General features: G+C 73.5%; 25 protein-coding genes. 14 read left to right on the forward strand and 11 right to left on the reverse strand.

What is annotated here, in order from left to right; translation table 11 throughout:
• Positions 1 to 99 precede the first annotated feature (99 nt).
• Both ABD811_RS37990 and ABD811_RS37995 read right to left on the reverse strand, forming a co-directional pair.
• Entirely contained in the window at positions 100 to 786 is a 687-nt protein-coding gene (locus ABD811_RS37990) for a cytidylate kinase-like family protein (protein ID WP_344957496.1), read from the reverse strand.
• Positions 787 to 927: 141 nt separating this feature from the next.
• Complete coding sequence (locus ABD811_RS37995; protein ID WP_344957498.1) at positions 928 to 1,836, reverse strand: tetratricopeptide repeat protein; 909 nt, start codon at positions 1,834 to 1,836, stop codon at positions 928 to 930.
• Between the two features lie 634 nt (positions 1,837 to 2,470).
• Here ABD811_RS37995 and ABD811_RS38000 point away from each other — a divergent pair.
• Both ABD811_RS38000 and ABD811_RS38005 read left to right on the forward strand, forming a co-directional pair.
• Positions 2,471 to 3,328 (forward strand): ATP-binding cassette domain-containing protein, encoded by an 858-nt coding sequence (locus ABD811_RS38000; RefSeq protein ID WP_344957500.1) that lies wholly within the window; start codon positions 2,471 to 2,473, stop codon positions 3,326 to 3,328.
• Positions 3,321 to 4,727: a hypothetical protein gene (locus tag ABD811_RS38005; protein ID WP_344957502.1), complete on the forward strand. Its 1,407-nt coding sequence runs from the start codon at positions 3,321 to 3,323 to the stop codon at positions 4,725 to 4,727. The genes ABD811_RS38000 and ABD811_RS38005 overlap by 8 nt, the downstream gene beginning before the upstream one ends.
• Positions 4,728 to 4,797: 70 nt before the next feature.
• Here ABD811_RS38005 and ABD811_RS38010 read toward each other — a convergent pair whose 3' ends face one another.
• Positions 4,798 to 5,103, reverse strand: a complete 306-nt coding sequence (locus tag ABD811_RS38010; RefSeq protein WP_344957505.1) for a DUF3817 domain-containing protein — start codon at positions 5,101 to 5,103, stop codon at positions 4,798 to 4,800.
• A gap of 145 nt (positions 5,104 to 5,248) precedes the next feature.
• On the opposite strand from ABD811_RS38010, the gene ABD811_RS38015 reads away from it, so the two are divergent.
• On the forward strand, positions 5,249 to 5,962 hold the full coding sequence (locus tag ABD811_RS38015; protein WP_344957507.1) for a DUF4230 domain-containing protein: 714 nt from the start codon (positions 5,249 to 5,251) through the stop codon (positions 5,960 to 5,962).
• An 85-nt stretch (positions 5,963 to 6,047) separates the two neighbouring features.
• Here ABD811_RS38015 and ABD811_RS38020 read toward each other — a convergent pair whose 3' ends face one another.
• Positions 6,048 to 7,238 (reverse strand): acetyl-CoA C-acetyltransferase, encoded by a 1,191-nt coding sequence (locus ABD811_RS38020; RefSeq protein WP_344957510.1) that lies wholly within the window; start codon positions 7,236 to 7,238, stop codon positions 6,048 to 6,050.
• A 132-nt stretch (positions 7,239 to 7,370) separates the two neighbouring features.
• Between ABD811_RS38020 and mce the strand changes: the two genes are divergently transcribed.
• From mce to ABD811_RS38035, 3 genes are all read left to right on the forward strand, one after another.
• Complete coding sequence (mce, locus tag ABD811_RS38025; protein ID WP_344957512.1) at positions 7,371 to 7,796, forward strand: methylmalonyl-CoA epimerase; 426 nt, start codon at positions 7,371 to 7,373, stop codon at positions 7,794 to 7,796.
• 488 nt (positions 7,797 to 8,284) lie between these two features.
• Entirely contained in the window at positions 8,285 to 9,598 is a 1,314-nt protein-coding gene (locus ABD811_RS38030) for a DivIVA domain-containing protein (RefSeq protein ID WP_344957514.1), read from the forward strand.
• A gap of 172 nt (positions 9,599 to 9,770) precedes the next feature.
• Positions 9,771 to 11,156 (forward strand): AI-2E family transporter, encoded by a 1,386-nt coding sequence (locus ABD811_RS38035; protein WP_344957516.1) that lies wholly within the window; start codon positions 9,771 to 9,773, stop codon positions 11,154 to 11,156.
• A 50-nt stretch (positions 11,157 to 11,206) separates the two neighbouring features.
• On the opposite strand, the gene ABD811_RS38040 is transcribed toward ABD811_RS38035, so the two are convergent.
• The 3 genes from ABD811_RS38040 to ABD811_RS38050 form a co-directional block, all read right to left on the reverse strand.
• Entirely contained in the window at positions 11,207 to 11,998 is a 792-nt protein-coding gene (locus ABD811_RS38040) for an alpha/beta fold hydrolase (RefSeq protein ID WP_344957518.1), read from the reverse strand.
• Between the two features lie 153 nt (positions 11,999 to 12,151).
• Complete coding sequence (locus tag ABD811_RS38045; RefSeq protein ID WP_344957520.1) at positions 12,152 to 12,484, reverse strand: ATP/GTP-binding protein; 333 nt, start codon at positions 12,482 to 12,484, stop codon at positions 12,152 to 12,154.
• Between the two features lie 40 nt (positions 12,485 to 12,524).
• The gene (locus ABD811_RS38050) at positions 12,525 to 14,153 is read right to left on the reverse strand and encodes a 3-hydroxyacyl-CoA dehydrogenase family protein (RefSeq protein ID WP_344957522.1); all 1,629 of its coding nucleotides are present in this window, start codon (positions 14,151 to 14,153) and stop codon (positions 12,525 to 12,527) included.
• Positions 14,154 to 14,208: 55 nt separating this feature from the next.
• Between ABD811_RS38050 and ABD811_RS38055 the strand changes: the two genes are divergently transcribed.
• Positions 14,209 to 15,198 (forward strand): LLM class flavin-dependent oxidoreductase, encoded by a 990-nt coding sequence (locus ABD811_RS38055; protein ID WP_344957524.1) that lies wholly within the window; start codon positions 14,209 to 14,211, stop codon positions 15,196 to 15,198.
• Positions 15,199 to 15,304: 106 nt separating this feature from the next.
• Here the strand turns inward: ABD811_RS38055 and ABD811_RS38060 are convergent, their stop codons facing one another.
• Positions 15,305 to 15,691 carry an SCO5389 family protein gene (locus tag ABD811_RS38060; protein WP_344957526.1) on the reverse strand — a complete coding sequence of 129 codons (387 nt, stop codon included), beginning with the start codon at positions 15,689 to 15,691 and terminating at the stop codon, positions 15,305 to 15,307.
• A gap of 183 nt (positions 15,692 to 15,874) precedes the next feature.
• A complete protein-coding gene (locus tag ABD811_RS38065) occupies positions 15,875 to 16,366 on the reverse strand; it encodes a GNAT family N-acetyltransferase (protein ID WP_344957528.1) in 492 nt (163 codons plus the stop codon).
• 41 nt (positions 16,367 to 16,407) lie between these two features.
• On the opposite strand from ABD811_RS38065, the gene nucS reads away from it, so the two are divergent.
• From nucS to ABD811_RS38090, 5 genes are all read left to right on the forward strand, one after another.
• The gene (gene nucS, locus ABD811_RS38070; protein ID WP_344957530.1) at positions 16,408 to 17,088 is read left to right on the forward strand and encodes an endonuclease NucS; all 681 of its coding nucleotides are present in this window, start codon (positions 16,408 to 16,410) and stop codon (positions 17,086 to 17,088) included.
• 59 nt (positions 17,089 to 17,147) lie between these two features.
• Entirely contained in the window at positions 17,148 to 17,555 is a 408-nt protein-coding gene (locus ABD811_RS38075) for a DUF3224 domain-containing protein (RefSeq protein WP_344957532.1), read from the forward strand.
• 119 nt (positions 17,556 to 17,674) lie between these two features.
• Entirely contained in the window at positions 17,675 to 18,259 is a 585-nt protein-coding gene (locus tag ABD811_RS38080) for a TetR/AcrR family transcriptional regulator (RefSeq protein ID WP_344957534.1), read from the forward strand.
• Between the two features lie 73 nt (positions 18,260 to 18,332).
• The gene (locus tag ABD811_RS38085; protein WP_344957536.1) at positions 18,333 to 19,148 is read left to right on the forward strand and encodes a site-2 protease family protein; all 816 of its coding nucleotides are present in this window, start codon (positions 18,333 to 18,335) and stop codon (positions 19,146 to 19,148) included.
• Between the two features lie 74 nt (positions 19,149 to 19,222).
• Positions 19,223 to 20,539: a sensor histidine kinase gene (locus tag ABD811_RS38090; protein ID WP_344957538.1), complete on the forward strand. Its 1,317-nt coding sequence runs from the start codon at positions 19,223 to 19,225 to the stop codon at positions 20,537 to 20,539.
• Between the two features lie 260 nt (positions 20,540 to 20,799).
• On the opposite strand, the gene ABD811_RS38095 is transcribed toward ABD811_RS38090, so the two are convergent.
• Together ABD811_RS38095 and ABD811_RS38100 are read right to left on the reverse strand one after the other, a co-directional pair.
• Entirely contained in the window at positions 20,800 to 21,795 is a 996-nt protein-coding gene (locus tag ABD811_RS38095; protein WP_344957540.1) for a DUF1702 family protein, read from the reverse strand.
• A 93-nt stretch (positions 21,796 to 21,888) separates the two neighbouring features.
• Complete coding sequence (locus ABD811_RS38100; protein ID WP_344957542.1) at positions 21,889 to 22,746, reverse strand: maleylpyruvate isomerase N-terminal domain-containing protein; 858 nt, start codon at positions 22,744 to 22,746, stop codon at positions 21,889 to 21,891.
• A 216-nt stretch (positions 22,747 to 22,962) separates the two neighbouring features.
• Here ABD811_RS38100 and ABD811_RS38105 point away from each other — a divergent pair, with 216 nt between their 5' ends.
• Together ABD811_RS38105 and ABD811_RS38110 are read left to right on the forward strand one after the other, a co-directional pair.
• Positions 22,963 to 24,465: an aldehyde dehydrogenase family protein gene (locus tag ABD811_RS38105; protein ID WP_344957544.1), complete on the forward strand. Its 1,503-nt coding sequence runs from the start codon at positions 22,963 to 22,965 to the stop codon at positions 24,463 to 24,465.
• Between the two features lie 123 nt (positions 24,466 to 24,588).
• Complete coding sequence (locus ABD811_RS38110; protein ID WP_344957546.1) at positions 24,589 to 25,488, forward strand: N-acetylmuramoyl-L-alanine amidase; 900 nt, start codon at positions 24,589 to 24,591, stop codon at positions 25,486 to 25,488.
• The last annotated feature ends 272 nt before the right edge of the window (positions 25,489 to 25,760 follow it).

The following is a 25,760-nucleotide window of genomic DNA, read 5'->3' on the forward strand; positions in this document are numbered from 1 at the left end:
CTCTGCTGTGGGGTCCCTCTTCGTCCGCCCCATCGTCCCATGTCAGAACGGTATGGGCGGTTCCGTCGCCCGGCCTCGCGGCGCCGCGGACCCGCCGCCTCAGAACGCCAGGGCCGCGGTCACGACGAGCTCGACGACGGTGGGCTCGGGGATGCGGGTGCTGTCGATCAGGAGGTGGTAGAGCCGCGGATCGGCGGGGTCGGCCCCGTAGAAATGCTTCACGTAGGCCGCCCGGGCGCGGTCATCGCCTTCGAGGATACGCTCAACATCGCGTTCGGAGGGCACAGTCATCGTGCTCTGTTCCGCGCGTTCGCCCCCGGCCCGCCCGCCGCGTTCTCGCCACCGCGCCCTGGCCCTGGCCAGCCTGCGCTGGCGCGAGCCGTCCAGGCGCACGTGCAGAGCCCGCGGGTGGTGGGCGAGCACCAGGGCCCCGGCGCGGCCCAGCACCACGCCGCCCCCCTCGTGCGCGACGCGCCGGATGGCCTCCTCGGTGCGTGTGACGAACTCCTCTTCCGGGATCGCCCCGCGCTCGGGCAGGGAGACGTCCATGCCGCCGAGCGACACGCCGGGCAGGCGCGCGGCGTCCACCAGGAGCCGGCCGATGCCGCTCTCGGCGCGGTCGTCGTGCGCCAGCGCCTCCTCCAGCGAGCAGCCGATCTCGGCGGCGACGGCGACGGGCACGGCGCGGTCGACGAACGGCAGCCCCAGGCGCCCGGCGACGGCGTGGCCGATGGCGGCGCCTCCGGCGCCGAACGTGGCGGAGAGGGTGACCACACGCGCGGCCATACCGACATCATGCCCATTTCGGGCACTGTTCACGGGCCAGCCGCCCGGCGCCCGCACGCCGTTTCGGCACCCGACCGGCCGGACCGCCGGAGCCGGTCCGCCTCCGGACCGCCCGGCGGGCGCCGGAAACGGCCGGGACCGTCAGAACAGGGCGGACTGCAGGCTGCGACGCGCCTTGCCGACCCTGGGGTCGTCCGGCGAGAGCAGGTCGAACAGCTCCACCAGGTGCTTGCGGACGGCGTCGCGGTCGTCGCCGGCGGTGCGCCGGACCGCGCCCAGCAGGCGGTCGAAGGCGGCGTCGATCTGGCCCGAGACCATCTCCACGTCGGCGGCCAGCAGCTGCGCCCGGACGTCGTCGGGCTTGGCCTCGGCGTCCCGCAGCGCGTCCTGGGCGTCGACCCCGCGCACGCGCAGGCTCAGCTCCACCAGGGTCATGCCGCGCTTGGCGCCCTCGTCGCGCGGGTTGCGGTCGAGGATCCGCTGGAACGCCGCCTTGGCGCCGTCCAGGTCGCCCCTCTGCAGCGCCTCCTCCGCCTCGCCGTACACCTGGTCGGCGGCGGACACGCCCGGCGCACCCGCACCGGCCTCGGCGCCCTCGGGGGCCTCCGGCAGGATGCCCTCCTTGCGCAGGGCGTCGAACAGCTGGTCGAGGGCCTGGCGCACCTGCGGCTCGGGCGCGGCGCCGTTCAGGAACGGCAGCAGCTGGCCCGCGACCACCACGGCCACGAACGGGATGCCGCGCACGCCCATCTGCTGCATGTACGCGGCCAGCTGCGGGTTGGCGTCGATGTCGACCTTGGCCAGCACCCACTGGCCGGCCGCCTCGTTCGCCAGCTTCTCCAGGATGGGGCCGAGCTGCTTGCACGGTCCGCACCACTCGGCCCAGAAGTCGACCAGCACCGGAACGGTGCGCGACCGGTCGACCACCTCGGCGTTGAAGGTCTGGTCGGTGACGTCCACGACGTACGGGCCGCCCGCGGCGCCGTTCGCGCCGCCGGCATCGCCGCCCGCGGCCTCCGCGGCCGCCTGACGCTCCTGCTGCCGCTTCACGGCCGCCTGACGGGCACCCAGATCGATGGCCCCGTGCAACGAAAAGTCCCGAGAAGGCATGGGTCCATCCTGCCCCATCGGGGCCCCGGTCCGTACGCCCGTCCGCTCCCAGCGGACCGCCCGGCGCGGCGGCCCGGCGCCCGCGGCGGGTCCCGGCCGGCCCGGCTTCTGCCGGGAATTCACGCCATATCGATCGGACGGGCGGCCGGCGGGCGATCAGCCCGGCGCGTTTTCCGACATTTCGGCGGCCGTCCGGGCGGCGCGCGCCGCGCCCGGCCCGGACAGAGCGGAACATTCTCCGAAGTCTGCTCTTGGTACGCAGAGCAAAGAATCCAGGCCGTTCCGCGCGGCAGCAAAAAGACGGCTGACAGCTATCGCCAAGCGTGGTTATAGTCACGATGTCGATGCATGGCGCGACGGCAAAGAGGCGCGCCGCCCGCCCCCGTGAGGGGTTCGGAGCGGGCGCGGCCGCGGCATCGGAGGAGACGCCGACCGGCGTCGCGCCGCGGGGGCTCGTCCCCGCGTTTTCCGGCCGCACCGTCCGCCCGCGGGGATCGTCCCGCAGGAACGGCACGACGCGACAACGGGGGGTAAGAGTTTGATCGCGGAGCATTCCGCGATCGTGGCCCGAGGGATGGGAGTCCGCCGCGGGGGGCGGTGGCTCCTGCGCCCGGCGGCCTTCGGCATCGCCGGGGGCGTGACCGGGCTGGCCGGACCGCCGGGTACCGGTAAATCCACTCTGCTGGCCACGTTCGCGACACTGCGCAGACCGCAGGCCGGGGCGCTGCGGATTCTCGGCCGCGACACCGGGAATTGCGCGGATCTGCGTGCGGCCCGAGCGCGGATCGGTTATCTTCCCGGCCGATTCCGCTGGGCGGATAATCTGACCGCCGCGGAGTTCGTCGCCTATGCCGCGTATTACAAAGGGATGCGCGGCACGGCCGTACGGCCGGCGCTGCGGCGTTTCGACATCGCCGACACCGCGGCCACCGAACTGGCGCTGCTTCCGCCCGACGTGCGGCTGCGCGCGGGGCTGGCGGCGACCTGCGTGCACGAGCCGGAACTGGTGCTGCTGGACGACCCGCTGGGCGTCGCGTCCGCGCGGCGCGGCGTGCCGGCACGGGGCTCGTCCTCCCGGCGGGGCGGCGGGGCGCACGCACGCGCGGGCACGGACGCCGACGCCCCTTACGGCGACCCGGCGGAACTGGCGGATCTCGCCGACCTTGCGGAGCTCATGCCGCTGCTGCACTCGCTGGCGCCCACGGTCGTCATCACCGCCCCCGCCCCGCAACTGCTCACCGGGTGGTGCGACCGGCTTCTCGCCCTGTCGCGAGGGCGGATCACGGATCTGCCGACGCGTTCGCACCGTCCGGTCCCCGGCGCCGGCGTGGGCGAGGCGCCGGCACCGGTAGACGCCTCCCGGGCGTCCTGGCCGGAGGTGCTGCGCGACCGCGTGCCACGGCTGCCCCTGAGGACGGGCGCCGGTGTCTGAGCTCGGCCGCGTGTCCGAGCTGGGACGGGTGCTTCGCCTGGACGCCCGCCGTACGGCGCTGCTGCTGGCCGTACCGGTGCTCACCGGCATCGGGACGGTCACCGCGTGGCTGAGCCTCGGCCCCAACGTCGGCTACTGGGACAACTCCGTGGTGGCCCTGGTCAACACGGTCCGTGTCCTGGGCCCGGCGGCGGCGGCGCTGGCGGCGTGGGCGGCCCTGCGGGAACGCAGGCTCGACTTCCTGCGCGACCTCACGACCCGGTCCCCGGCCACCGGCGCGTTGCACGACCTGTTGCTGCTGGCGGCGGCGGCGCTGACGGCGTACGGGACGGTGACCGTCGTCATCGTGGTGGAGACGCTGCTCCGTGGCGAGGCGGGCCGTCCCCATCCCCTCGGGGCGGTGGCGGGGGCGGCGGCGCTCGTCCTGCACGTGGTGCTGGGCTACCTGGCCGGACGCTTGTTCCCCCGTCCCCCCACAGCCGTGACCGTGGCCGTGGTGACGTGCCTGTGGGCCGTGTCGCGCGCCCCCGGATCGTCGTGGTGGAGCCTCCTGCCGCCCGCCGCGCTCCCCCAGGTGCCGTTGTTCACGGGCCTGCGCACGCGTGTGCTGGCCGACCAGACGCTGTGGTCGCTGGGGCTGATCGCGGCGCTGGTGCTGGCGTACGTGGGGTGGGCCACCCGGCGCGTCGTGGTGGCGGTGCCGGTGGCCGCCGCGCTGGCGCTGACCCTGGTGGGCACCGCCGGGCTGCGTTCCTCCCACGGGCAGGCGGCGGCTCCCGCGCCCGTCGCGCTCGCCTGCCGGGAATGGCCCCTCACCGTCTGCGTCCACCCGGCGTTGCGCAGTGCCCTGCCCGCCCTGTCCAACGCGACGACCCCGCTGGCGGCCCGGCTGGCGGGCACCCCGTTCGCGTTCAACCGCGTCGAGCAGCGGCCCGAACGGGAGCCCGCGCGTGTCACGGACGGCGTGGCCGTCGTCCACCTGACGGACCTGTCCCCCGGATTCGAGACGCGCGCGGTACGGCAGATCCAGGACGCCCTGGTGGACGCCCGGGCGTGCGCGGCGTCCCTCGACCCCGCGGCCGCCGAGTACCGCGCGCTGGTGGACGCCTGGCTGCTGGGACGTGAGCCGCCGGCCATCTCCGACCGGACGGCCGCGCGGCGCTTCCGCAGCTGGCGCGAGGAGACGCGCCGCGCCTGGCTGCGCCACCACTACACCGACTACCGGCACTGCGCGCTCGGCCCCGGGCACTTCCGGCCGTCCGTGACACGCCCCGGCCTCATGCGACCGTCCCTGACACGACCGTCCCTGACGCGGCCGTCGCGCCGGGCCGTGGTCCACCCCAGGGGGACCATGACGCGTCCCGGTGTGGTGACCCGCCCGTACAGCGGTCCCCGTTAGCCGGAGTTCCCCCGCGTGACCACGTCGAGCCCCCGAGCCCCGTCGTGGTCACGCGGAAGCCGGTGGACGCTCAGGCGGCCTCCTTCACCGGCGCGCCCTCGCCGGTGGGCCGGATCCAGTACCGCTCGACCAGGAACGGGGCGACCGGAAGGACCGCGGCGACCAGCGCGAGGACCGTGCGCCTGAGGTCCCAGCCGAGCTGCTCGCGCGCCACGAAGACCAGGCCGACGTAGGCCAGGAACAGCACCCCGTGGATGGGGCCGACCACGGACACGCCCTGCGGCATGTCGCCCATGTACTTGAAGGGCATGGCGATCAGCAGCAGCACCAGGAACGAGGTCGCCTCGGCGATCGAGACGACACGGAGAGCACGCACGATGTCCACGTCCGGCCAACGTCCCGGCCCCGCCGCGGGGTTTCGGCCACGGCTATGGTCCTGGTCACAGCCGTCCGGGCGGGCCGTGGCGCGATACCGCGCCGAAGTGAGGTGACCATGGGGGCACGCCGGGAATGTCCTGTGCATGGCACGCTCGGAGCCCCCCTCGAACACCAAGGACGCCCCCGAGTCGCGACCGGCCGCCGCCCCCCGGCGCGCGTCCCGGCGCGGTATCGGCGCGTCCGTGCTGCTCATAGTGGCGACCGTGGCGGTCGTGCTGGTCGCCCAGCAGGCGCTGCGCCTGCTGCCGGACTCCCTCAACCCGTTCGAAGAGGAGACCAAGGACCGCAGCGGCCCGGTGCTGCTGCAGTCCATCCGCGACCTGTCCCGCTACGAGGCCGCCAGCGGAAACTTCCAGGTCATCGTGGACCTGGAGAAGGACGCCAAGTTCCTGCCCAGCTCGGTGCGCGGGTCCCGCACGCTGTTCGTCGGGCAGGGGTCGGTGGACGCCTACGTCGACTTCTCCCGTCTCGGCTCGGGCGCGATCACCGTCAACGCCGACCGGACGGCCGCCACCGTGCGGCTGCCGCGCGCCCAGCTCGACACCGCCGCCCTCGATCCCAAGCGCAGCCACGTGTTCGCCACCGAACGCGGGCTGATCAACCGGTTCGGCGACTTCTTCAGCGGCAACCCCAACGACCAGCAGCAGCTGTACGTGCTGGCCAGTCAGAAGATCCAGGAGGCCGCGGCGCAGAGCGGGCTGCGCGAGCGCGCCGACCAGAACGCCAAGCTCATGCTGGAGAACATGCTGCGCGCGCTGGGCTTCAGGACCGTCAACGTCCAGGCCGCCGCGCAGTGACGCGCTCCGGCCCGCGCCGCCGGTTCCGGCGGCGCGGGCCGTTCCCCGCCTGAGGTGGCCGGGAACGGGCGTCAGGAGGCGGGCGTCAGGAGGCGGGCACGCGCAGGACGAGCGCGTCGCCCTGTCCGCCGCCGCCGCACAGGCCCGCGGCGCCGACGCCCCCGCCGCGCCGCTTCAGCTCGTGGGCCAGGTGCAGCGCGATGCGGGCGCCCGACATGCCGACGGGGTGGCCCAGCGCGATGGCGCCGCCGTTGACGTTGACCTTCTCGGGGCCGACGCCCAGGTCGCGCATGGACTGCACGGCGACCGCCGCGAACGCCTCGTTGATCTCGACGAGGTCCAGGTCGGCGACGTCCAGCCCCTCCTTGCCGAGCGCGTGCTTGATCGCGTTGGCGGGCTGGGACTGCAGCGAGTTGTCCGGCCCGGCGACGTTGCCGTGCGCGCCGATCTCGGCCAGCCACGGCAGGCCCAGCTCCTCGGCCTTGGCCCTGGACATCACCACGACCGCGCAGGCGCCGTCGGAGATCTGCGACGACGACCCGGCGGTGATGGTGCCGTCCTTGGCGAACGCCGGGCGCAGCCGGGCCAGGGTCTCGGCGGTGGTGTCGCCGCGCACGCCCTCGTCAGCGGAGAACACCACCGGGTCGCCCTTGCGCTGCGGGATCTCCACGGGGACGATCTCGGCGTCGAAGAGCCCGTTCTTGATCGCGTCGGCGGCGCGCTGGTGCGAGCGGGCGGCGAACTCGTCCTGCTCCTCGCGGGTGATCCCGAGCCGGGCGTTGTGGCGGTCGGTCGACTCGCCCATCGAGACGTGGTCGAAGGCGTCGGTGAGCGCGTCGAAGGCCATGTGGTCCAGGACCTCGATCGACCCGTACTTGTAGCCGCCGCGCGACTTGGGCAGCAGGTGCGGCGCCTGGGTCATCGACTCCATGCCGCCGGCCACCACGATGTCGAACTCGCCGGCCCGGACGAGCTGGTCGGCCAGCGCGATCGCGTCCAGCCCGGACAGGCACACCTTGTTGATGGTGATCGACGGGACGTTCATCGGGATGCCCGCCTTGACCGCGGCCTGCCGGGACGGGATCTGCCCGGCGCCGGCCTGCAGCACCTGACCCATGATCACGTACTGCACCCGGTCGCCGGTGATGCCGGAGCGCTCCAGTGCGGCCCTGATGGCCAGGGCGCCCAGGTCGGCGGCGCTGAAGTCCTTGAGCGATCCCATCAGGCGGCCGATGGGGGTGCGCGCTCCCGCGACGATCACGGACGAAACGGTCATGACAGGGGCCTCCACAGACGTCGGCGGCGACGTTTGTCACCATACCCAGCGGAACCCTTTCGTCCTGGGGGCGGCCCCAGGCGTCCGTCCGCCGGACGGAGAGCCCGGACGGAGAGCGGAGGAGAGGCGCGCATGCTGACGCGTATCGACCACATCGGCATCGCCTGTCACGACCTGGACGCGACGGTGGAGTTCTACCGGTCCACCTACGGATTCACCGACGTCCACTTCGAGGTGAACGAGGAGCAGGGCGTCCGCGAGGCCATGCTCAAGATCAACGAAACGGGGGACGGCGCGGCCAGCTACCTGCAGCTCATCGAGCCGATCCGGGACGACTCGCCGGTCGCCAAATGGCTGGCCAAGAACGGCGAGGGCGTGCACCACATCGCCTTCGGCACCGACGGAGACGTCCAGGACGAGGCGGACGGCATCGCGGGCAAGGGCGTGCGCGTGCTGTACGAGGCCCCGCGGCGCGGCTCGATGGGCTCGCGCATCAACTTCCTGCACCCCAAGGACTGCCACGGGGTGCTCACCGAGCTCGTCCAGAAGAAGTCCTGAGGACGTCCTGAAGACATCCTGAAGAAGTGCTGTAGACATCGGCCGCCCGCGTCCGTACGCACCCGCGGATCGCGACGGACGCGGGCGAGGCGGCGGGACGACGAGGCGCACGCGACCGCGCGCCGGGACGCGCGCAAGTGCGGCGCCGCACCTGAGACGCGGCGGCCGGCGGTGATGTTCGGCCGAACCCCCAGATCGTGATGTGTTTGATATCACCCGGCCGGAATAAGGGACGCCGAGCTCGATTCTGTGACGATTCGACCACGTTTGGTGTGTTTGGGGAGTAGACGCCCACGTATCCGGGGCACCGCGGGGCGGAGCGACAAAAACGACAAACTACGCAGCGCGTTAAGATGAGCCCCCAACACGGCAGTGGCGGGAGTACGCTTCTTTCGCCGGAAGAGGTCTGGGGCCCGCGTGCCCGTTCAGCCAGGCGATCAACCGGTCCCGGAACCCCACGTAGCCCCGTCACATCAGGATTGAGCCCTATGCAGTCCGACATCGACGCCCAGCTCAGCAACTTTTTCGAAGACACGCCCCCGCGCGAGTTCGACGTGGTGCTTCGCGGCTACGACCGGCACCAGGTCGACGAGCACATCAAGGCGCTCGACAACGAGGTCCGCCAGGCCCGCGAGCAGACGCAGGCGCTGCAGCGGGAGTTGTCGGACGCGCATCGTCAGCTGCAGGAACAGGAGCGTCCGACCTACTCCGGCCTCGGCGCCCGGATCGAGCAGCTGCTGCGGCTCGCCGAGGAGCAGGCCACCGAGCTGGTGCAGGCCGCCCGGTCCGAGGCCAACGAGATCAAGGCCGCGGCCAAGGTGGACGCCGCCGAGCTGCGCGCCACCGCCGAGAACGACGCGGCCGAGCTGCGCGCCACCGCCCAGCGCGAGTGCGACGACATGCGGGGCGCCGCCGAGCGCGAGGCCGAGGAGGTGCGCACCGCGGCCCGCCGCGAGGCCGACGAGCTGACCTCCACCACCGAGCGCGAGGTCGCCAAGCTGCGCGCCACCGCCGACCACGAGGTCGCCGAGAAGCGCGCCGCCGCCGAGCGCGAGATCGCCAAGCTGCGCACCACCACCGAGCGCGAGGTGGCTCAGCTGCGGGCCTCCACCAAGCGCGAGCGCGACGAGATCCTCACCACCGCCAAGCGGCAGGCCGACGAGATGCGCGCCCAGGCCCAGCGGATCCTGGAGGAGAGCGAGGCCCAGCGCGCCCAGGCCGAGGCCGAGTTCGAGATCCAGCTCGCCGCCCGGCGCGAGGAGGCCGACCGGCAGGACGCCGAGCGGCACGCCGCCGCCCAGGCCGCCACCCAGAAGCTGGTCGCCGAGGCCGAGCAGCGCGCCGCCTCCGCCGAGCAGCGCGCCGCCAAGGCCACCCAGCAGGCCGAGCAGACCCGGCGCGAGGCCGACTCGCACGCCAAGCAGCTCATGGCCAACGCCCGCAAGAACTCCGACCAGGTCATCGCCGAGGCCAAGGCGCAGGCCGAGCAGCTGCTCGCCGAGACCAAGGCCGAGGCCGACCGCATCCGCACCGCGGCCCAGCGCCAGGTGGACGAGCTGACCCGTCAGCGCGACAGCATCACCAGCCACCTCAACCAGCTGCGCCAGCTCATCGGCGGCGTCGCCCCGGCGATGGGCGGCGTGGACGAGATCTCCGCCCCGGCCCCCAAGCCGGAGCTGTCGGCCTCCGAGCCCGCCAAGCCCGCCTCGTCCCAGGGCCAGCAGGCGCAGGCCAAGCAGCAGCCCGCCAAGGGCCAGGCCAAGAAGTCCGACGAGGAGGACGAGGACTGGTGGCAGGAGTGACCGCCCGTCCCTGACCTGTGACACGGGCCCGAGCCCGCGACCCGCGAAAAGCCTGGAGGCGCCGGACTGCCTCTAGGCTTTTCGTCGTGTGAGCGGATGTTCGCGCAGGCCCGCCCCGCGCGAGCGCCCACGTCCCGCGCGTATCGGTTGGACTGAGCAGAAGGAGAGCGGCGTGCCCGACCAGACGCCACACGACGACCGGCCGGCGCCCCCCGCGGATCCGGGCGACCCGAGCGCGCAACCGCCGCTCCCCTCGCCCCGCCCCACCGCGCCCGGCCGCACCCCTTCCGGCGCGGGGCCCGGAGCGGCGTCCAACGGCCCGGCCGGCGCGGCCGACGCCACGTCCACCAAGACCGACGCGCCCACACAGACGGCGTCCAGCGCCTCGAACGGCGGCACCGCGACCAAGACGTCGTCCGGCGGCGGCGCGGGCGGCGACGTGGCGCTGCCGGATCCGGTGACGGACGTGGACGTGCGCAAGCAGGAGGCCGGGGTGGACGAGACGGCGCCGTTCGGGCGGCCCGGGCGGCCGCTGGGGCAGGCGCATCCGTTCGTGTTCGGCTTCACCGGGGCGCTCGGGGTGCTGACGGCGTGGCTGCTGGTCCAGGCCGTCATGAACGTGCGCCAGGTGCTGGTGCTGATCATCGTGTCGATGTTCCTGGCCGTCGGGCTGAACCCGGCCGTGGAGTCGCTGCAGCGGGGCCGGATGCCGCGCGGCGCGGCGGTCGGCCTGGTGTTCCTGGGCGTGGTGCTGGTGTTCGTCGGGGTCGGCTTCGCGATCGTCCCGCCGGTCACCAACGAGGTCAGCAAGTTCATCGACCACCTGCCCACCTACATCAGCCAGCTCCAGGGCAACCGGCAGATCCAGGAGTGGGACCGGCGCTACCAGCTGCTGGAGAAGGTGCAGGAGGCCGTGACCAACCCCAGCTTCGGGCAGGGCGCGGCGGGCGGCCTGGTCGGGGCCGGGCGGGTCGTGGTCAGCGGGGCGTTCAGCACGCTGACGGTGCTGATCCTCACGCTGTACTTCCTGGGCTCGCTGCCGACGATCAAGTCGTTCTTCTACCGGCTGGCGCCGCGCTCGCGCCGCGCCCGGGTGGCGCTGCTGGGCGACGAGATCCTGGGCCGGATCGGCGGCTACGTGGCGGGCACCGTCATGGTGGCGCTGATCGCCGGCACCGCGGCGTACATCTTCCTCAGCATCGTCGGGGTGCCGTTCGCGCTGCCGCTGGCCATCACGGTGGCGTTCACCGCGCTGATCCCGCTGGTGGGGGCGACGATCGGCGCGGTGCTGGTGAGCGTGGTGGCGTTCTTCGACGGCCTCGGCACCGGCATCGCCTGCGTGGTGTTCTTCGTGATCTACCAGCAGGTCGAGAACTACCTGATCCATCCGCGGATCATGAAGCGGGCGGTGGACGTGCCGCCCGCGGTGACCATCATCGCCGCGCTGATCGGCGGCGCGCTGCTGGGGTTCGTCGGCGCCCTGCTCGCCATCCCGACGGCCGCGGCGGTCGCGCTGATCATCCGGGAGGTCATCCTCCCGCGCCAGGAGAGCCTCTGACGGGTCTTTGACGGGGCCTCGACGGGTCCTCGGCGGGCTCCGGCGGCGCCTCAGCGGGCGGTGCGGGCCAGGGCGGCGGTGAACTCGGCGACGGCCTGGTTGAACGGCTCGGGCTGCTCGACGGCGCACAGGTGCCCGGCCTTCGGGACGACCAGCAGCTCGGCGTCGGGCAGGGCGTCCGCCATGGCGCGCGCCTCGTCCTCGGTGGTCAGGGCGTCCTCGGCGCCGACCATGACCAGCGCCGGGACGCCCAGCTCCCGCAGCGTGCCGAAGGCGGGCCCGCGGGCGGCCATGGCGCGCTGGGCCCAGGCGGCGGCGTGCGGCGGCGCCGACTGCACCAGGCCGCGCACCCGCCCGTAGACCAGCGGCCGCTGCCGCAGGGTGGTGGGGCCGACCAGGTGCGGCAGCACCTCGTCCAGCAGGACCTGGACGGTGCCGTCGCGGTCGAGCCGCTCGGCCTGCCGCAGCCGCCGCTCGCGGGCGGCGTCGGAGTCGGCGGAGGCGCGGGTGCCCGCCAGCACCAGTCCCCGCACCAGGTCGGGACGGCGGCGGCACAGCGCCATCGCCACGTACCCGCCCATGGACGCCCCGCCGACGACGGCCCGCGTGACGCCGAGGCCGCGCAGCGTGGCCGCCACGTCGTCGGCCATCGCGTCGACGGACGGCTCGCCGGCGCCGAGCGGCGAGCCGCCGAAGCCGCGCAGGTCGGGGGTGATCACCCGGCACCGGGCGGCCAGTCCCGCGCGCTGGTCCAGCCACATCGCCGAGGACAGCGGGAACGCGTGCAGCAGCACCAGCGGTGTCCCGATGCCGACGTCCCGGGCGTAGAGCTGCACGGACATGGCGACGCCCCTCCCCGTCCTCGACTCCGCGGCCGCGCGCCGTCAACACGGCGGCCAGGCAATCGTCACCCCGGGACGGCGGGGAGTGGGTGGATGTGGCCGCCACCGGCCGCCCGTGTGTGAACTAATGCCGCTTCGGGCGGCTCGGCGGCGTCAGTACCGGGGGGCGCCCCGGCCGCGGTGCAGGCGGGGGCCGCGCCGATCCCGGGCCTGCCAGCACGGCCGGTGCCAGTGCCGCCGGTCGTCGGCGCCGCCGCGTTCGTCGGCGGGCCAGGCGACCAGGTGCGGCACGCCGGGCTGGATGAGCTGGTCGCAGCCGGGGCAGCGGTACGCCTTGACGGCGTTGGCCCCGGCGACGGCCTGCACGATCCACTCGCCGTCGCCGGACTCCTCGACGTGGCGGCCGAGGCCCAGGAAGGGACCGTCGCCGCCGCCCCTGCCCTGGGGGCGTCCGGGGGTGGCACGGCGGTTCTTCCGGGGGCTCATGGCGTCCAGGATATGGGCGGGTTCGGCCGGTGAGGGGGGATCACCGCAGGGTCCGTCGTCCCGCCCTGACGTGCTCCTCCAGCAGCGGGGACGGCGCCAGCGCGGCCTCGCGGGTCTCGGCGTACAGGGCGCGCAGCACCGTCACGGCGCGGTCGAGGCCGAGCCGGTCGAGGTCGGCGATCGGGCCCGCGGGGTAGCCGCAGCCGAGGGTCATCGCGGCGTCGATGGAGTCGGCGTCGGCGTAGCCCGCCGCGAGCATGGCGGCGGCGTCGTTGAGGTAGGGGAAGCGCAGGGCGTCCACGATGAACCCGGCCCGGTCGCGGCACCGCACCGCGGTCAGGCCGAGCGCGGCGACCAGGGCGGCGGCGCGGTCGGCCGCGCCGGGCGCGGTCAGCACGGTCGTGGCGATCTCCACCAGCGTGCCGCCGGGCTCGGGCAGGTGCAGGCCGACCGTGTCGCCGGGGCGTCCGGTGGCGGTGGCGTGCTCGACGACGGGCCCGGTGGCGGACGCGACGGCCAGCACGGCGTCCGGTCCGGCGGCCTCGCCGAGGGCGGCGAGCGGCGCGGAGGCGTCGGCGACGATCAGGTCGCAGTCGGCGAACGACGCCGGGGCGCCGGTCTCGACCCGCGCGAGCGCGTCGGCGCCGTCCAGCAGCGCGCGCACGCCGCTCTCACCGTCGGCCGTCACGCGCACCCGGCCGCCCGCACGCGCGCACGCGGCGGCGACGGCGAGGGCGGACGGATCGGTGCCCGCGACGCCCACCACCGGCGGCGTCGCCTCGGACGGCTCCCCACCGGAGGCGGGCGCGGCGCCGTGGTCGTAGAAGCCGCGACCGGTCTTGCGGCCCAGCAGCCCGGCGGTGACCAGCTCGCGCAGCAGCGGTGAGGGGGCGTGCCGCCGGTCGCGGGACTCGGCGTGGACGGCCTCCAGCACCTCCAGGCAGGTGTCGAGGCCGATGAGGTCCATGAGAGTGAACGGGCCCATCGGCAGCCCGGCGCCCTCGGTCATCGCGGTGTCGATGTCGTCGCGTGTGGCGTGCCCGTTCTCCAGCATGGACGTGGCCTGGTTGAGGTAGCCGAACAGCAGCCGGTTGGCGACGAACCCGGCGCGGTCGCCGATCGTCACCGGCGTCTTGCCGAGCCCGGACACCAGCTCGGCCACGCGCGTCACCGCCGCCGGGTCGGTGAGCACGGTGCGGATGACCTCCACGAGCTTCATCACCGGCGCCGGGTTGAAGAAGTGCACCCCGACGACCTGGGCGGGACGCGCGGTGGCCGCCGCGATCTCGGTGACCGACAGCGAGGAGGTGTTGGTGGCCAGCACCGCGTCGTCCCGGCACACCCGGTCCAGCTCGGCGAACACGCGGCGCTTGAGGTCCAGCCGTTCCGGCACGGCCTCGATGACCAGGTCGCAGTCGCCCAGGTCGGCGAACTCGGTGGACAGCGCGACGCGCCCGAGGATCTCGCGCCGCGCCTCCTCGGTGAGGCGGCCCCGCTTGACGGCGCGCCCGGTGGAGGACTCAAGATGTCCGCGTCCCCGTTCCAGGGCCTCCGGGCCCACCTCGATCCCGACGACCGCCAGACCGCCACGGGCCAGGACCTCCGCGATGCCCGCGCCCATGGTGCCCAGCCCCACGACCCCGACCTTGCCGAACGAACCACCAGTCATGGCCCGAAGTCTCCCAGAACCGTCCCGCCGCGCCACGCCGGGGTGCGACCCGCGCGTGCGCTTCGGCGTGTTCCTGCTCGCCGCCCGCTATCCCGGCCAGGACGACGCGGCGGCCCTCGCCCGTACGGTCGAGGCCGCCGTCGCCGCCGAACGCGCCGGTTTCGACGACGTGTGGCTGGCCGAGCACCACTTCATGTCCTACGGCGTCGTGCCGTCGGCGGTGACCCTGGCGGGGCATCTGCTGGGGCTGACGTCGCGCGTGCACGTGGGCACGGCCGTGAGCGTGCTGTCCACCCAGCATCCGGTGGCGTTGGCCGAGCAGGCGGCGCTGCTGTCGCTGGTGTCGGGAGGACGGTTCCGTCTGGGCGTGGGACGCGGCGGCCCCTGGCGCGACCTGGAGGTGTTCGGCACGGGCCTGCCGCGTTACGAGGAGGGGTTCGCCGAGGCGCTCGACCTGCTGCTGGCCTGGCTGCGTTCCGAGCGTGTGGCGTGGGAGGGCGAGCACTTCCGGTTCCGTGAGGTGCCGGTGGTGCCGCGCGCGCCTGAGCCGCCCCCGGTGGCGGTGGCCTGCACGTCACCGGCCACCGAGTCCATGGCCGCCGCCCGCGGGCTGCCCATGCTGCTGGGGATGCACGTCGGTGACGAGGAGAAGGCCGCCGCCGTGGCCCGTCATGGCGACGCCGACGCCCCGCACGTCTCCACGCACCTCGCCCAGGTGGCCGACACCCGCGCGGACGCGGTGGACACGCTGCTGCGGGAGATGCCGCGCTGGCTCGGCCCCGGGTTGGAGGGGTACGTGCCCGTGGACGACCGGCCCCGCCCCGAGCGTGACGCGCCGGCCTACACGCGTCACCTGTGCGATCTGCATCCGGTCGGCTCCCCCGACGACTGCGTGGAGGCGCTCGTCACGACGGTGGAACGCACCGGTATCCGGCATCTCATCCTGCTGGTGGAGGCGGCCGGTTCCCGGGAGGCCACCCTGGCGAACATCGCGCGGCTGGGAACCGACGTCCTCCCCAAGGCCCGCGCCGCCCTGTCGGTGTGAGCCCGCCCCGCCCACGTGACAGCCGCCCACCCGTGCGCGAGGCGACCGCCCGCATGACGAGGGCCCGGCCCGTCCGTGGGACGGGCCGGGCCCTGTGGCGCGCCGGTCAGCAGTCGCGCAGTTCCGGGGACTGGTTGAGGATCTGCTCACGGGCCGTGACGAAACGGCGGTAGGCCACCGACTCGTCCGTGGGGAAGACCGCGACCCGGTGGCAGTTCTGGAAGGCCAGCTTGACGCCGAAGTACCGTTCGAGCGCCCCGCGCATGGCGTCGCTGGCCAGCACGCGCAGCAGCTGGCCGCGGGCCTTCTCGTCGGGCGGCGGGGTCTGGTTGTCGGCGAAGTCCCCGCCGTCCACCTGCAACCGGGCCACCAGCCCGCTGATCATTTCCCAGGCGTAGGGGAGGGACGTGCGCACGCAGTCGACGAACGCCTTGTCGTCGACCTCGCCGCGCCGCGCGGTCTCGAGAAGCTCGGGGGACACGTCAAGAGACATGGACGGGGTTCCTTTCACCGCGTGTGATGAGCACCCACACCCCGTGACGCTAAACAGGCCCGTCCGAGAATTCCAGGCTTGACAGGACGCCCGCTTCGGTCAAGAGCACCGGTAAGCCCGTCCCCTGCCTGCGGGTTCGGGCCGCCACGTCCGGGGAGTGGCGCGCGTCACCCTGCCCGGGCCTCACGGCAGCGACCGGCCCATCAGGACGTCGTCGACGTAGCGGCCGTCCAGGAAGAACTCGCCCGGCAGCACGCCTTCGACGGCGAAACCCGCCGCCTCGTACAGCCGCCGCGCCGCGCCGTTGCCGGCCAGCACGCGCAACGTGACGCGCCTCGCGCCCTCCTGTGCCGCCCGGGCGCAGGCGGCGTCGACCAGTGCCCTGGCCACGCCACGGCGCCGTTCGTCCGGGTCCACGGCCAGGCCCTGGATCTGCCGCACGTGTTCGGCCGAGGCCAGATCCCTGTAGGCGCGCACCAGGCGGACATAGCCGACGACCCTGCCCGCGCGTTCGGCCACGAGCACGTCGTCCGCGGGATGGGCCGCGTCGAAGAACGGCGTGCCGGGAGCGGGTTGGGGCATCACCGCGTGCGCCGGGGACCAGGTGCGGCGGTCCAGTTCGGCCAGGGCGCGGTCGTCGGACGCCACGGCCCCGCGAATCTCGATGTCGCTCATAGGACGCAACCCTGTCATCGGAGTCACTAAGGTTAGGCCGCGTGCGTCTGGTCATCGCTCGTTGCAGTGTCGATTACGTCGGCAAGCTCACCGCCCATCTGCCGATGGCGCCCCGGCTGGTGCTCATCAAGGCCGACGGGAGCGTGAGCATCCACGCCGACGATCGCGCCTACAAGCCCCTCAACTGGATGAATCCGCCCTGTACGCTCCGCGAGGAGCCGTACGAGGACAACGGCGCGATCGCCCGGTGGACCGTCACCCACGGCAAGTCCGGCGAGCGGCTCATCCTCACCATCGAGGAGATCCTGCACGACTCCAGCCACGAGCTGGGGCTCGACCCGGGGCTGCAGAAGGACGGCGTCGAGGCCCACCTGCAGGAGCTGCTGGCCGAGCACATCACCACGCTCGGCGACGGGTGGACGCTGATCCGCCGCGAGTACCCGACCGCGATCGGGCCGGTGGACATCCTGTGCCGGGACGACGGCGGCGCCACCGTGGCCGTGGAGATCAAGCGGCGCGGCGAGATCGACGGGGTGGAACAGCTCACCCGCTACCTGGAGCTGCTCAACCGCGACCCGCACCTGGCCCCGGTGCGCGGCATCTTCGCGGCACAGGAGATCAGGCCGCAGGCGCGGGTGCTGGCCGCCGACCGCGGCATCGACTGCGTGACGCTCGACTACGACGCGCTGCGCGGCATCGAGCACGAGGGCACCCTGTTCTGACCCGTGTCGCGTCCGGTGTCCGGCCCCCGCCGCGGCCGTCCACGGGCATGATGACGTGCATGACCTCACATGCCAGCGGCACGTTCGACATCGACGCCTGGGAGGCCGGCGAGCCGTACGCCAAGCACGACGGCACCACGCTGACGCGGGTGCGGGTGCGCAAGACCTTCCACGGCGACCTGGTGGGCACCAGCACCGCCGACCTGATCACCGTGGAGACGGCCGCGGGCCCCGCCGCGTACGTGGGGATCGAGACGGTCACGGGCATCCTCCACGGCCGGGAGGGCACGTTCGTCCTGCAGCACAGCGCGGGCAGCGAGGACGGCACGCCCGCCACGCAGTGGCTGCGCTGGCTGATCGTGCCGACCTCGGGCACCGGCGAGCTGTCCGGGATCCGCGGCCACGGGCAGATCAGCGTCGAGTCGGGCGGCGGCCACAGCTGGTCGCTGGAATACACCCTGGACTGACGCCGCCACGCGCCGAACCGCCGGGCTCCGGCCCGCCCCACCGGAGCCGCACGCCGCACCGCCGCGAGCGCTCAGCGCGGCCGCCGGGCGTGGTGCGGACGGCCGGTAACCTTCAAGTCATGCCCCCGCCCACCGCCGACGCCACGCGCGAGCGCATCATCGACGCGGCCGAGGAGTGCTTCGCCCGTCTCGGCGTCGCCAAGACGACGGTGGAGCACATCGCGACCGCGGCGGGGCTGAGCAGGGCGACGGTGTACCGCAGCGTCACCGGCGGGCGGGACGAGCTGATCCTGGCCGTGCTGCTGCGCAACCTGCGGCGCTTCCTGGACGGGCTGGCCGAGCGGCTGCGGCGGCAGCGGTCGGTGCCCGAGGCGGTCGTGGCGGGCACCATGGACGCGGTGGCGTTCGTGCGCGCCGAGCCGACGATCGGCCGGTTCCTGGCCCCGGAGGCGGCCGGGCACATGCAGGCCGCGGTGGCCGGGGCCGTCGAACAGGTGCTGGCCCTGTGCTGCGACTACGTGCGCCCCTACTTCGAGCGGGCGCAGCGCGGCGGCATGCTGCGGGCCGACATCGAGGTGGAGGGCACGGTGGAGTTCCTCTTCCGCGTCATCACCTCGCTGATCGTCATGGACCGCGACCGCGACGACGAGGACACCCGCCGGTTCCTGCGCACGTACGTGGTTCCGGTCATCGCCGGGCCCTGAGGACGGGGCCGGGCACAGTCGACAGGCAGGATCGGGGCGCGGGGGCGCCCGCCGAACGGGAGGGACCCGGAGGATGGGGACGGTGTACCAGCGCGGACGCTCGGCGGTTCAGCCGAGTCCGGTGTTCCTCGTGATCGTGGCGGTCACCGTCGCGTGCGGCCTGGTCGCCTGGCGGTACGGCACGTCCATGGAGACGGCCGCGCGGTTCGCCGTGTTCGGGTTCGTGCTGGCGGGCTGGGTGGTGTCGCTGTGCCTGCACGAGTTCGGGCACGCCTACCTGGCGCACCGGTCCGGCGACCACGGCGTGGCCACCCGCGGTTACCTGACCCTCAACCCGTTCAGGTACGCCGACGTGACGCTGAGCTTCGCGATCCCGCTGCTGTTCATCCTGCTCGGCGGGATCGGCCTGCCCGGCGGCGCGGTGTGGATCGACCGCGGCGCGATCCGGGGGCGGCTGCGGCACAGCCTGATCTCGGCGGCGGGCCCGCTGGCCAACGTGCTGTTCGCGGCGCTGCTGGCGGTGGCGTTCGTCAGCCTGGCCGACCGGGGGCACGCGGTGTTCTGGTCGGCGCTGGCGTTCCTGGCGTTCCTCCAGGTGACCGCGGCGCTGCTCAACCTGCTGCCGATCCCCGGGCTGGACGGCTTCGGGATCGTCGAGCCGTACCTGCCGCGGGCGTGGGTGGAGCGCGTCGGCGCGTACGGCGGGTACGTGTTCCTGGCGCTGATCGCGCTGCTGTGGATTCCGGCGGTCAACCGGGAGTTCTTCGGCCTGATCTACCACATCACCGACGCGATGGGGCTGGGCGAGTTCCCGTTCGAGGTGGCGATCCCGGTGGACAACTTCCCGATCAAGCTGGGCCACGACCTGTTCCAGGTCTGGCGCGGCTGAGCCGTGCGGCCCCGCCGGGCGGCGATCGACGCCCCCGCGGTGATTGTGTCAGTGACTGCCGACATACTGGACGCATGAGCGACGGCGCCCAGGCGGCGATGCCCGCCGTCACGCCCCCCGCTGCCGTGGATGCCGCCATGGACGCCGCCATGGACGCCGACGGGCCGCACGCCTGGCAGCGCCTGCCCGTGTGGGACGCCTACACGCTGGTCGTGCTGGCGGGCACGATCACCCTCACGTTCGTGATGCCGGCGGCGTCCGACCACCCGTTCGCCGCGTCGGTGCTGCTGTCGGCGATCGTGCCGCTCTACCTGACGCTGGGGCACCGCGCCGTCCGCGCCGGCGTCGACGACACCCGCCACGCCTACGGCTACCTGGGCGGCGCGCTGGCGCTGTTCGGCACGGCGTCGTTCGTGGCCGGGACGAGCTGGTACGCGGCGTTCGCGCTCGTCCCGCACTGCTTCCAGATGCTGTCGCTGCGGCGGGCGTGCACGGCCGCGATGGTGGCGAACATGGTGCCGCTGGCCGCGCTGCTGCGCTACCGGCACGAGTCGTCGGTCATCGTGATCATGGCGGCGATCGGCGTGCTCGGCACGATCTCCGCGGTGTTCTTCGGCTCCTGGATCGACCGGATCATCACCGAGAGCCGCGAGCGGGCCCGGCTGATCGAGCGGCTGCGCTCCAGCCAGGCCGAGGTGGCGCGGCTGTCGCACGCCGCCGGGGCCGCCGCCGAGCGCGAGCGGCTGACCACCGAGATCCACGACACGCTCGCGCAGGGCTTCCTGACCATCCTGACGCTGCTGCAGGCGGCCGAGCGGCGGCTGCCGCCGGACGATCCGATGCGCGCCGCCGTCGAGCCGGCGATCCGCACCGCGCGCGACAACCTGGCCGAGGCCCGGGCGCTGATCGCGGCGCGCCCGCCGGTGGCGCTGGACGCCGCCCCGGTCGCCGAGGCGCTGCGCCGCCTGACCGCCACGTTCGGCGAGGAGACCCGCGTCGACGCGACGTACCGGATCGAGGGGGAGCCGCGTCCGCTGTCCCCCGCCGCCGACGTGGTGCTGCTGCGCGCCGCGCAGGAGGCTCTGGCGAACGTCCGCAGGCACGCCTGCGCCCGCGCGGTGACGGTGCGGCTGGCCTTCGACGAGGCCGCGGCCCGGCTCACGGTGACCGACGACGGCGTGGGCTTCGACCCCGACCACGTCGTCCAGCCCGATTTGGGCACCGGCGAGCACTTCGGCCTTGCCGGCCTGCACCGACGCGCCGAGACCCTGGGCGGCACGGTCTCCATCCGCAGCGCCCCCGGCGAGGGCACGACGCTGACGGTGCTCCTGCCCGACGAGCCCGTCGATCCCGCCCATCTCAGGGAACCCGCGGCCGGAACCCGCGGGTGAGCGGTGCCCCGCGGACGCGGAAAGGGCCCCACGGGAGGTCGTCCCGTGGGGCCCTCCCCACGTTGGTACCGGTGTGCGGGTCGCCTCTCGGCGAAAGGCACAACGCGGCTCCAAGCGATCGATGCCGCCCCGCCGGAGCGGGGAACACCGACCCGGTATTCCGCGAAGGCGATAGGTGAGGCCCGGGGACACCAGGCACACCGGCCACGAAGAGTGTAACTGCCGGCCGTCCGGGATTGTTCCCGCCGCGCCCCGGGTTCTCAGGCGCCGGTGGACTGCCTGGTGGAGGCGAAGTGCGCCTGGACGTTGCGGCGCCACAGCTCGTAGGCCGGGACGGGGCCGCCCCCGTCGGAGTCGACGGCGGAGCGGTCGGCCAGGTCGACGGCGCCCTGCACGGGCATGCCCGCCATGGCCTCGATCGCGGCCCCGGTGTGCCACGGCACGAAACCGGCGTACGAGCGCGCCTTGGCCGCGAACACCGCGCCCTGGGCCAGCTCGGGACGGTGGTCGCCCGCCTCCCGCGCCAGCGCGTCGAACTCCTCGCGTCCGCAGCCGCCGGCGAAGGCGGCGGCCAGGCCCACCCCGCTCCACAGGTCCGCCCGGCGGGACGCGGCGAAGCTCCGCACCGCGGCTGCCACGTCGGGCACCCGCGCGGCGTGGATGAACCACAGGGCGCGCCCGACGCCCTGGTCCAAGGCGCGGGGGAAGTAGTCGGGGAAGCCCTGCCAGGGGTAGGCGGCGGGGATCTCCTGGCGGTCCACCCAGCGCGCGGTGTCGAAGTAGGCGCGGTCGAACCCGTAGCCGTCGACGGCCAGCCAGGTCATCGCCGGGTAGTACGCCGATCCGGGCAGGTCGGGGATCACCTTGCCCCACAGCGCCCTCGGCAGCCGCGCCATCGCGAACCCGATGCCGATGTAGGCCAGGAAGATGTGCCGCTCCCCCGGCCCGGTGAGCAGGCGCCTGGTGCGGTCGCGGCGCCGGCCGGGCATGACGTCCAGGACGGTGCAGGCCATGGTGGCGCCCTCGTAGGCGAAGCCCCGCAGCTCCGGGTCGGTCAGGCTGAGCAGCCGTTCCAGCTCCCATTCGCCGCGTCCCTCGATGCCCCATTCGAACCCGCAGACCACCGACTGGGGGATGGCCTCCAGGTGCGGCGCGGCCTCGGCCCCCGCGCCGGGGAATCCTCGTTTGGCGAAGGTGACGTCGGCCATCGACGGGGCCAGCACGGTCCTGCGAAAGGAACCGAGAACGGTCGGCATCGCCCCTCCTGAAGGCTGCACGGGCCGGACAGACTCATGGTCACACCGGGTCCCGGCCGCGGCATCTTCACCGATGCGAACCCCAGGGGACGGTCACGAGGGCAGGCGGACCTTACTCATGAAGGCGGGCAGCAGCCAGGGACGGCGGCCGCCCCGGACGGTGAGGCCTCCGGTCAGAGCCGCGCGGACCCGGCTGAGCCGGCCGAACAGCATGAGGTTGAGCACGACCGGGTCGAAGAACAGCCGGACGTCGATGTCGCGGCCGGGAGGCCGTTCGGCCGTCACGAACCCGTCGGTCAGGATCATCGCGGCGGGCGCGGTGTGGCGGGAGCGGAACTCCACGGCGATGCGTCCGGCGCGTTCGGGGCCGTCGCGGTCGAGCAGGCGGCCGTAGCCGTAGGTCGTCACGCCCAGCAGGAACAGCTCGAAGAACAGCGCGGCGTCCGCCCGCGACACCGGCCAGGAGGCGCCGGTGGCGCGGGCGATGTCGCGTCCGTGGATCTGCAGTTCGTTGACCAGGTGGGCCAGCAGGCCCGCGGCGGGGACGCGGGAGGCGCCGAGCCAGTCGATCGGCTCGCCCGGGTCCATGGCGGCGCTGACGCGCAGCATCTCGGCGATGTCGTCGCGCAGCCGCCCGGCCAGGGCGCGGGGGTCGCGTTCGCCGACGTGGGTCAGCAGGACCTCGTTGAAGTCGACCACGGTGTCGACCGTCGTGGCGTTGAGCACGGCGGTGAACTCGGGGTCGAAGCCGGGGCCGGCGGGCGAACGCAGCATCGCCGCGTACTTGCCGGAGATCCCGACGACGTGCGCGGCGGTGTCGGCGACGGTCCAGTCGGCGGTGGCCATCGCCCCGGGCGGTACGGACAGCAGCAGGTCGGCGAACTGGTCGCCGACGTTCTCGACCGCCGCCCGGACGGCGGGCCACTTGCCGGTCAGCACAGGCGCAAGCACGGGGCGCCCCCTTCCGAGGAGTTGCGGGGAGTTGCGGCACGAGGCGCCCTGGAGGTGGGCGGGGGGCGCCCGGCTGGTAGTCGTATACCCGTCCGGCGGTGCGCGCGTTTCTCGCCACGTGCGATCCCGCCGGAGCCGTATCGTCGGTCCAGTGGTTGACTAGTCGGTAACGAAAGCGACCGCTTACTACCGCGGCCGAGCCCCCGGGAGGTTCCGATGTCCGTGGACACGCAGAGCAGCGCGACGTTCGCCTCGCTGAACCCGGCGACCGGCGAGGTCGTCGCCGAGCATCCCGTCCACGACCGCGCCGCGGTCGAGGAGGCGGTGCGCCGGGCCCGGGAGGCGGCCGAGTGGTGGGCGGCGCTGGGCCGCCGCGAGCGCCGGGTGCGGCTGCTGAACGTCAAGGGCTCGCTCACCCGCAACCTGAACCGGATGGCCGAGCTGATCCACAACGAGACCGGCAAGCCGCTGCAGGACGCCCAGCTCGAGACGATCATGGCGATCACGCATCTGGACTGGGCCGCCCGCAACGCCGACAAGGTGCTCGGGCCGCGCACCGTGTTCCCCGGCATGATCGCGCTGAACCACAAGTGCGTCCTGGAGTACCAGCCGCTGGGCGTGGTCGGCGTGATCGGCCCGTGGAACTACCCGATCTTCACCCCGATGGGCTCGATCGCCTACGCCCTGGCCGCGGGCAACGCCGTGGTGTTCAAGCCGTCGGAGTTCACCCCGGGCGTGGGCGTGCTGCTGGCCGAGCTGGTCGCCGCGGTGATCCCCGAGCAGCCGGTGCTGCAGGTCGTCACCGGGCTGGGCGAGACGGGCGCCGCGCTGGCCTCCTCCCCCGGCGTCGACAAGATCGCCTTCACCGGGTCCGCCCGCACCGCCAAGAAGGTGATGGCGGCCTGCGCAGAGAACCTCACGCCCATCGTGGCCGAGTGCGGCGGCAAGGACGCCTGCATCGTCGACGCCGACGCCGACCTGGACGCCGCCGCCGACGCCGCGCTGTGGGGCGCGATGTCCAACGCGGGCCAGACCTGCATCGGCGTCGAGCGCATCTACGTCGTGGACGGCGCCTACGACGCGTTCCTGGCCAAGCTCACCGAGAAGGCCCGCGATCTGCGCCCCGGGTTCGACCGCGAGGCCGCCTACGGCCCGATCACCATGCCCGCCCAGCTCGACATCATCGAACGCCACATCAAGGACGCCCTCGACAAGGGCGGCCGGGCCGTCGTCGGCGGGCCCGAGTCGGTGCGCAAGCCGTACGTGGAGCCGGTCGTCCTCACCGACGTGCCGGACGACTCGGCCGCCGTCTGCGAGGAGACGTTCGGCCCGACGATCACCGTGCACCGGGTCGCGGACCTGGAGGAGGCCCTGGACAAGGCCAACCGCACCGGCTACGGCCTGGCCGGGACGATCTTCTCCCGGAACCGGGGCCGCGCCATGGAGCTGGCCCGCCGCATGCGCTCGGGCATGACCTCCATCAACGCCTTCGCCGCGTTCGCCACCGTGGCGGCGCTGCCGTTCGGCGGCGTCGGCGAGTCCGGGTTCGGGCGCATCCACGGCGCCGACGGGCTGCGCGAGTTCGCCCGTCCCAAGGCCATCACCCGCCAGCGCTTCGCCCTGCCGACGAACCTGACCTCCTTCACCCGGACCGACAAGGACATGGCCCGCGTCCTGCAGCTGGTCACGCTCCTCCACGGCCGCAACTACCGGCGCTGATTCCCCACCTTCCCGACAGGGTGTGGCATAGGGCGCATTTCCCCGGACACCCCACCAGGTGGTGAGCGGGCCGCTAGCGTCGCTGACGGCGCCGCTGGTACCCGCTCACCACAGGGAGGCTCCGTGGACATCATCAGCCGCGCGGAATGGGGCGCCCGCGCCCCGCGCTCCCGTACCACCACCACGTGGTCGCGGCGGACCGAGTTCATCGTGCACTACTCCGAAGGCCCCACCACCCAGACCCCCCGCCAGATCCAGGACTTCCACATGGACTCCAACGGGTGGGCCGACATCGGCTACAACTTCCTGGTCGACGTCCAGGGGCGGATCTACGAGGGACGCGGCTGGCTTGTCGTGGGCGCGCACGCCCCCGACCACAACACCTCGGGCATCGGCGTGTGCATGATCGGCCGCAACGGGGACGCCACCCCCGCCGCCAAGAACGCGATCCGGTGGCTGTACGACGAGGCGGGCCGACGCGCGGACCGGTCGCTGAAGAAGCTGGGGCACCGCGACGTGTACGCGACCACGTGCCCGGGGGACCAGCTGTACGCGTGGGTGCGGGCCGGGATGCCCGCCGGATCCATCCAGGAGGACGACATGCCCGAGTACGTGTCCGTCGGCGTGACCGACGCCCAGGACCTGCCGCCCAACACCTGGACGACGGTCGACTGGCCGAAGGAGTTCGCCGACTCCGCGCACCACCACTGGAACCAGGGCGGCCCCAGCCTCGTGCACGGCCCGGCCCGTTACTCCCTGACCGCCAACGTCCGCATCGAGGGCCTGCCCGCGGGAACGGAGCTGCAGGCCCGCGCCATCGAGCGGCGCGAGTCGGACGGCAAGGTCGAGGCCGGCCCCATCGCCGAGTACATCGCCACGAACGGGGACACGTTCCTGCACTACTCGCTGCCGGCCGACACGGTCAACGACGGTTTCCGGGTGCGGTTCCAGGTCATCCACTACGGCACCCAGACCGCCCAGATCACCGCCGGGTCCGCCAAGGCCCTCATCTGGGAGCAGTAGGCCGCCCATGGGCGTCGCCTAGGCCGTCTCATAAGGCGCCGCCGCACGCGTAAGACGTCCTAGGCGCGGCTAAGGCGGTGGCAGGCCACGCAGATAAGGCGTCGTCCCGATGTGGGGCGTACGGCCTTAGCGCGAACCTTGAACATGTCGGGCCGGGAAGGCCGGCCCGCGAAACCGAGGAGAGCGCGAATGCTGCACCACGACGTGGCCAGGGCCATCGCCGCCGAGCGCGTACGGCGTCTGCAGGCCGAGGCGAAGGCCGCCCGCCGGGC

This window comes from Actinomadura miaoliensis (assembly GCF_039536785.1).
Classification (GTDB): domain Bacteria; phylum Actinomycetota; class Actinomycetes; order Streptosporangiales; family Streptosporangiaceae; genus Spirillospora; species Spirillospora miaoliensis.